The 4,976-nt window shown below is 67.2% G+C and carries 4 protein-coding genes; 2 read left to right on the top strand and 2 right to left on the bottom strand.

What is annotated here, in order from left to right; all coding sequences use genetic code 11:
• Window positions 1–179 precede the first annotated feature (179 nt).
• The gene (locus V3B48_RS17850; RefSeq protein ID WP_032129692.1) at window positions 180–980 is read right to left on the bottom strand and encodes a UDP-2,3-diacylglucosamine diphosphatase; all 801 of its coding nucleotides are present in this window, start codon (window positions 978–980) and stop codon (window positions 180–182) included.
• Complete coding sequence (locus V3B48_RS17845; RefSeq protein WP_164079793.1) at window positions 977–2,692, bottom strand: lysophospholipid acyltransferase family protein; 1,716 nt, start codon at window positions 2,690–2,692, stop codon at window positions 977–979. Before V3B48_RS17845 ends, V3B48_RS17850 begins: the two co-directional genes overlap by 4 nt.
• A 336-nt stretch (window positions 2,693–3,028) precedes the next feature.
• Between V3B48_RS17845 and metK the strand changes: the two genes are divergently transcribed.
• Window positions 3,029–4,240, top strand: a complete 1,212-nt coding sequence (metK, locus tag V3B48_RS17840; RefSeq protein WP_012510070.1) for a methionine adenosyltransferase — start codon at window positions 3,029–3,031, stop codon at window positions 4,238–4,240.
• A gap of 138 nt (window positions 4,241–4,378) precedes the next feature.
• Window positions 4,379–4,885 carry an acyl-CoA thioesterase gene (locus tag V3B48_RS17835; protein ID WP_049399791.1) on the top strand — a complete coding sequence of 169 codons (507 nt, stop codon included), beginning with the start codon at window positions 4,379–4,381 and terminating at the stop codon, window positions 4,883–4,885.
• The last annotated feature ends 91 nt before the right edge of the window (window positions 4,886–4,976 follow it).

Here is a 4,976-nt window from a genome sequence, read left to right as displayed (position 1 = left end):
TCCCCTTTGGGGGCCGTACGATCCTTTATCGACGTTCGTGTGCGGGATGGGGATCGCTCGACTCGTCTGTCGGCTAGTATCCGCAGATGCATGCTTGACGGTCCCTCCACCCTGGCTCCTACATACCGCGTAGGAGCCGGGAGGAACATACAAGCATGGCTCGACTCTACAAGAGTGGGTCAAGCCGCTTGCTTGATGCGCGCGCCCGGCAGTTCCACCAGGGTCTGGCCATTGTGGTCGAGCAGGCGCAGCGCGCCATCATGGTCTTCGGCCAGCGCGGTCAGGCTCTCCACCCAGTCGCCGTCGTTGGCATAGACCAGGCCATCGCGCTCGATCAGCGCCGCGCGATGGATGTGGCCACAGACGATGCCATCCAGTCCGCGCCGCCGCACGTCGTCCAGCCCGGCCTGCACGAAGCGTTCGATGTAGCGTTCGGCCGCACCGCTGCGCTTCTTCAGGAACTCCGACAGCGACCAGTAGCGCATCCCCAGCAGCCGCCGCACCGCATTCAACGCCTGGTTGCCGGTCAGGATGCGGTAGTACAGCCAGTCACCGAACTTTTCCTGCAGGCCACCGAAGTGGGTCACGCCGTCGTACTCGTCCCCATGCGCAACGAGCAGGCGACGGCCATCGGCGGTCACATGGATGGCGCGACGGCGCACCTGCATCGCTGGCAGCATCAGCCCGCACACGTGGCGCAGTGACGCGTCATGGTTGCCGGGGATGTAGACGATCTCGGTCCCGGCACGGCGCAGCGCGTGCAGGGCCTGGATGACTTCGCTGTGCGACTGGCGCCAGTTGGCGCGGCGATGCGCCATCCACCACAGGTCGATGATGTCGCCCACCAGGTACAACCGTTCGCAGCGCAGCTGCGAGAGGAACCTCGCCAGCTCGGTGGCATGGCAATGACGTGACCCCAGGTGCACGTCGGAGACGAACACTGCGCGCCGGTGCGGCGACAGGTTCGCCAGCGCGCTCATGCCGGCGTCCCCGCATCGCGCAGGTAGCGTTTGCGCTTGTTCGGCCTGATCGCGCACAGGTCCACTTCAATCAGGCCGTCGATCGAATCACTGAAGTCCGGGTCGACACCGAAGGCAAGGAAACGGGCGCCACCGGGTTCGCACAGATCGGTGTACTGGCGATACAGCGTCGGCACGCCAGTGCCGAGTGCGGCCAGGTTGGCCTTGAGCACATCGAACGCGGCACCTGCATCCAGCTCGCCGAAACTTGGCGGCGCGGCGAAGTACTGGAACGGGCGGTTCGATTCGGCCAGGCCGGCGGTACCGCTGTAGTAGCGCTGGTAGTACGCCACCAGCTGCTCGCGTGCATCGCGTGGCAGTGCTGCGCTGATCGACACGGCGCCGAACAGGTAGCGGATGCCGGGCCGGCACTGCAGGTAGGCGCCGATGCCCTGCCACAGGTAGTCCAGGCTGCGGCTGCCCCAGTAATCAGGCACCACGAAGCTGCGGCCCAGTTCCAGGCCTTCGGCGATGTGGGTGATGGCATCGTCGGAATAGCGGAACAGCGACGCGCTGTAGAGCCCGGACAGGCCGTGCCGGGCCAGCGCGTGGGCACCACGCATGATCCGGTAGGCGCCGGCGATGCGCTGCGCGGCGGCGTCCCATATCACGATGTGTTCGTACCGCGGATCGTAATCATCCAGATCGCGGCTGCGCCCGGTGCCCTCGCCTACCTGGCGGAAGGTCAGCTCGCGCAGACGCCCCAGCTCCAGCAGCAGCGGCGAATCGGCGGTACAGGTCGCCAGCAGGATCTGCTTGCCGTCGGCGGTCTGGCCCAGCTGGGTCGCCGCGGCGATGCCTGCGGCCACCTGTGAAGGCGGCACCGGGGACGCCAGCGGCTCGGGGCCTGCTACAGCAGCTGCATCGCCCGCGGCCCCATTACGGCCCAGCGCATACAGCGCGCGGCGCACCGCCAGCAGCTGTGCGCCCGGGTCGCCGCCCTTGCCCAGCTGCATCGGCTCTCCGATGCTCAGCCGCAGCGGACGGCCACGACGGGTGAACATCTCGCGCGCCAGCAGCGCGGTGCCCGCCGGCTTGAACAGGGTCGAGGCGCCGTAGAACAGCGCCGAGTTGCGCGCCTCCACACGCACCGGCAGCACCGGCGCGCCAGCGGCACGGGCAAAGCGGACGAAACCGCGCTGCCAGCGACCATCACGGATGCCGCGCAGCGACAGCCGCGAGACCTCGCCGGCCGGGAACACGATCACGCACTGCTCGGCGGCCAGCGCCTCTTCGACGGCATGCAGGCTGCCACGCTGGGCCTTGCCACCGAGGATGCGTACCGGCAGCAGCAGGTCCTGCAGTGGCGCGATTGCCCCCAACAGGTCGTTGGCCACGATCCGCACGTCACGGCGGATGCGGCCGACCGCGTCCAGCAGGGCCAGGGCATCCAGTGCCCCGGAGGGATGGTTGGCGACGATCAGCAGGCGGCCGGTGGCCGGGATCCTGGCCAGCGCGGCCGGGTCCACCTGGTACTGGCCGTCGATGAACTCCAGGCCGGCGGCGACGAAGCCGAAGCCACGCAGGCCTGAGCTGCGCTGCAGGAAGGCTTCGATCTGGTCCAGCCGCGACCAGCGACCGACGCTGCGCAGCAACGGCCGCGCCAGTTGGCCCCGGCGACCATGGAACCAATCGGGGAAGCGTTGCTGGAGACGCTGTTCAAGTTCCTGCATGGCGGATCCACTCATGCCCGGCGGCCGGATTGGCCGACAGCCTGCGCCCGGCAGGCGGCAGCCAGATGGCGGTTTTGGGGCAGAACGATGACGGCTGGCCGGTCCTGGGGCGAGCGAGGTGGCCCGCGCAGTCGGGGCCGGTAGCCGCCCGCTGCGTTGTCACGCTGGTGGAACACTGGGCCTCGAGGCTGAGCCCCAATCCCGGCCGGACGGCCCCTGCCGGGCCTACGCGGGCTTAACCACCGGCAACCGGTACAGGTTCACAATGCACAGGCGGCGCACCCCGTGTATCATTCGCGCCCATCTTTCCATCCGAATCAAGGGATATTACGCCTGATGTCCAGCTATCTCTTCACCTCCGAGTCGGTCTCCGAAGGCCATCCGGACAAGGTTGCCGACCAGATCTCCGATGCGGTGCTGGACGCGATCCTGACCCAGGACCAGCGCGCCCGCGTGGCCTGCGAGACCATGGTCAAGACCGGTGTTGCCATTGTGGCCGGTGAAATCACCACCAGCGCCTGGATCGACCTGGAAGCGCTGACCCGCAAGGTCATCGTGGACATCGGCTATGACAGCTCCGACGTCGGCTTCGACGGCGCCACCTGTGGCGTGCTGAACCTGATCGGCAAGCAGTCGCCGCACATCGCCCAGGGCGTGGACCGCAAGAAGCCGGAAGAAATGGGCGCTGGCGACCAGGGCCTGATGTTCGGCTATGCCACCAACGAGACCGACAGCTACATGCCGGCCGCGATCCACCTGTCGCACCGCCTGGTCGAGCAGCAGGCCAAGATCCGCAAGAAGAAGAACTCGCCGCTGTCGTGGCTGCGCCCGGACGCCAAGAGCCAGGTCACCCTGCGCTATGAAAACGGCGTGGTCTCGGCCATCGACGCCGTGGTCCTGTCGACCCAGCACGCCCCGGGCATCAAGCAGAAGGACCTCATCGAGGCCGTCCGCGAAGAGATCATCAAGCCGGTGCTGCCGGCCAAGTGGCTGCACAAGGGCACCAAGTTCCACATCAACCCGACCGGCAAGTTCGAGATCGGCGGCCCGGTGGGCGACTGCGGCCTGACCGGCCGCAAGATCATCGTCGACACCTACGGCGGCTGGGCCCGTCACGGTGGTGGCGCGTTCTCCGGCAAGGACCCGTCCAAGGTCGATCGTTCGGCGGCCTACGCGGCCCGCTACGTCGCCAAGAACGTGGTTGCCGCCGGCCTGGCCGACCGTTGCGAAGTGCAGGTCTCCTACGCCATCGGCGTGGCTGAGCCGACCTCGATCTCGGTCACCACCTTCGGCACCGGCAAGATCAGCGACGACAAGATCGAGAAGCTGATCCGCAAGCACTTCGACCTGCGCCCGTACGGCATCATCAAGATGCTGGACTTGGTGCACCCGATGTACCAGCAGACCGCGGCCTACGGCCACTTCGGCCGCAAGCCGAAGGAGTTCAGCTACCTCAACGGCGAAGGCGAGACCGTCAACGCCACGGCCTTCTCCTGGGAGAAGACCGACCGCGCCGCCGCCCTGCGCGCCGATGCGAAGCTGAAGTAAGAAACACGAAGGGCCGCTCACGCGGCCCTTCTGCTTCTGGTAGAGCCGGCCGCTGGCCGGCTTTTTCATGGCCTCCGGGAACAATCGCGTGGTTGCCGGCCAGCGGCCGGCACTACCGGTTGCCGATACAATCGCCCCATGTCGACCGAACTGAAAACCCACCAGCTGTCCATGACCGTGCTGATGTCGCCGGAGATGGCCAATTTCTCCGGCAAGGTCCACGGCGGCGCCATCCTGCGCCTGCTCGACCAGGTCGCCTACGCCTGCGCCAGCCGTTACGCCGGCAGCTACGTGGTCACCCTGTCGGTGGACCAGGTGATGTTCCGCCAGCCCATCGCGGTGGGCGAGCTGGTCACCTTCCTGGCCTCGGTGAATTACACCGGCACCTCGTCGATGGAGATCGGCATCAAGGTGGTGGCCGAGGACATCCTCAAGCGCAGCGTGCGCCATGCCAACAGCTGCTTCTTCACCATGGTGGCCGTGGATGAGGAAGGCCGGCCAACGCCGGTGCCGTCATTGCAGCCGGTCACGTCGGACGAGAAGCGCCGCCAGGCAGCCGCATTGATCCGCCGCCAGTTGCGCCAGGAAATGGAGCAGCGCCATCTGGAACTGCTGGCGTCGAATCCACCGTCGCCGGAGGAATGAGCGTGAACCCGGTAGTGCCAGCCGCTGGCCGGCAACCTCGCGCGTGCTGCCAGACATCAAGGGGTTGCCGGCCCGCGGGCGGGACGACGCG

The sequence above is a fragment of the Stenotrophomonas sp. SMYL20 genome (genome assembly GCF_036320045.1).
Taxonomy (GTDB): domain Bacteria; phylum Pseudomonadota; class Gammaproteobacteria; order Xanthomonadales; family Xanthomonadaceae; genus Stenotrophomonas; species Stenotrophomonas maltophilia_A.
This window is presented reverse-complemented; position numbering and strand designations above follow the sequence as displayed.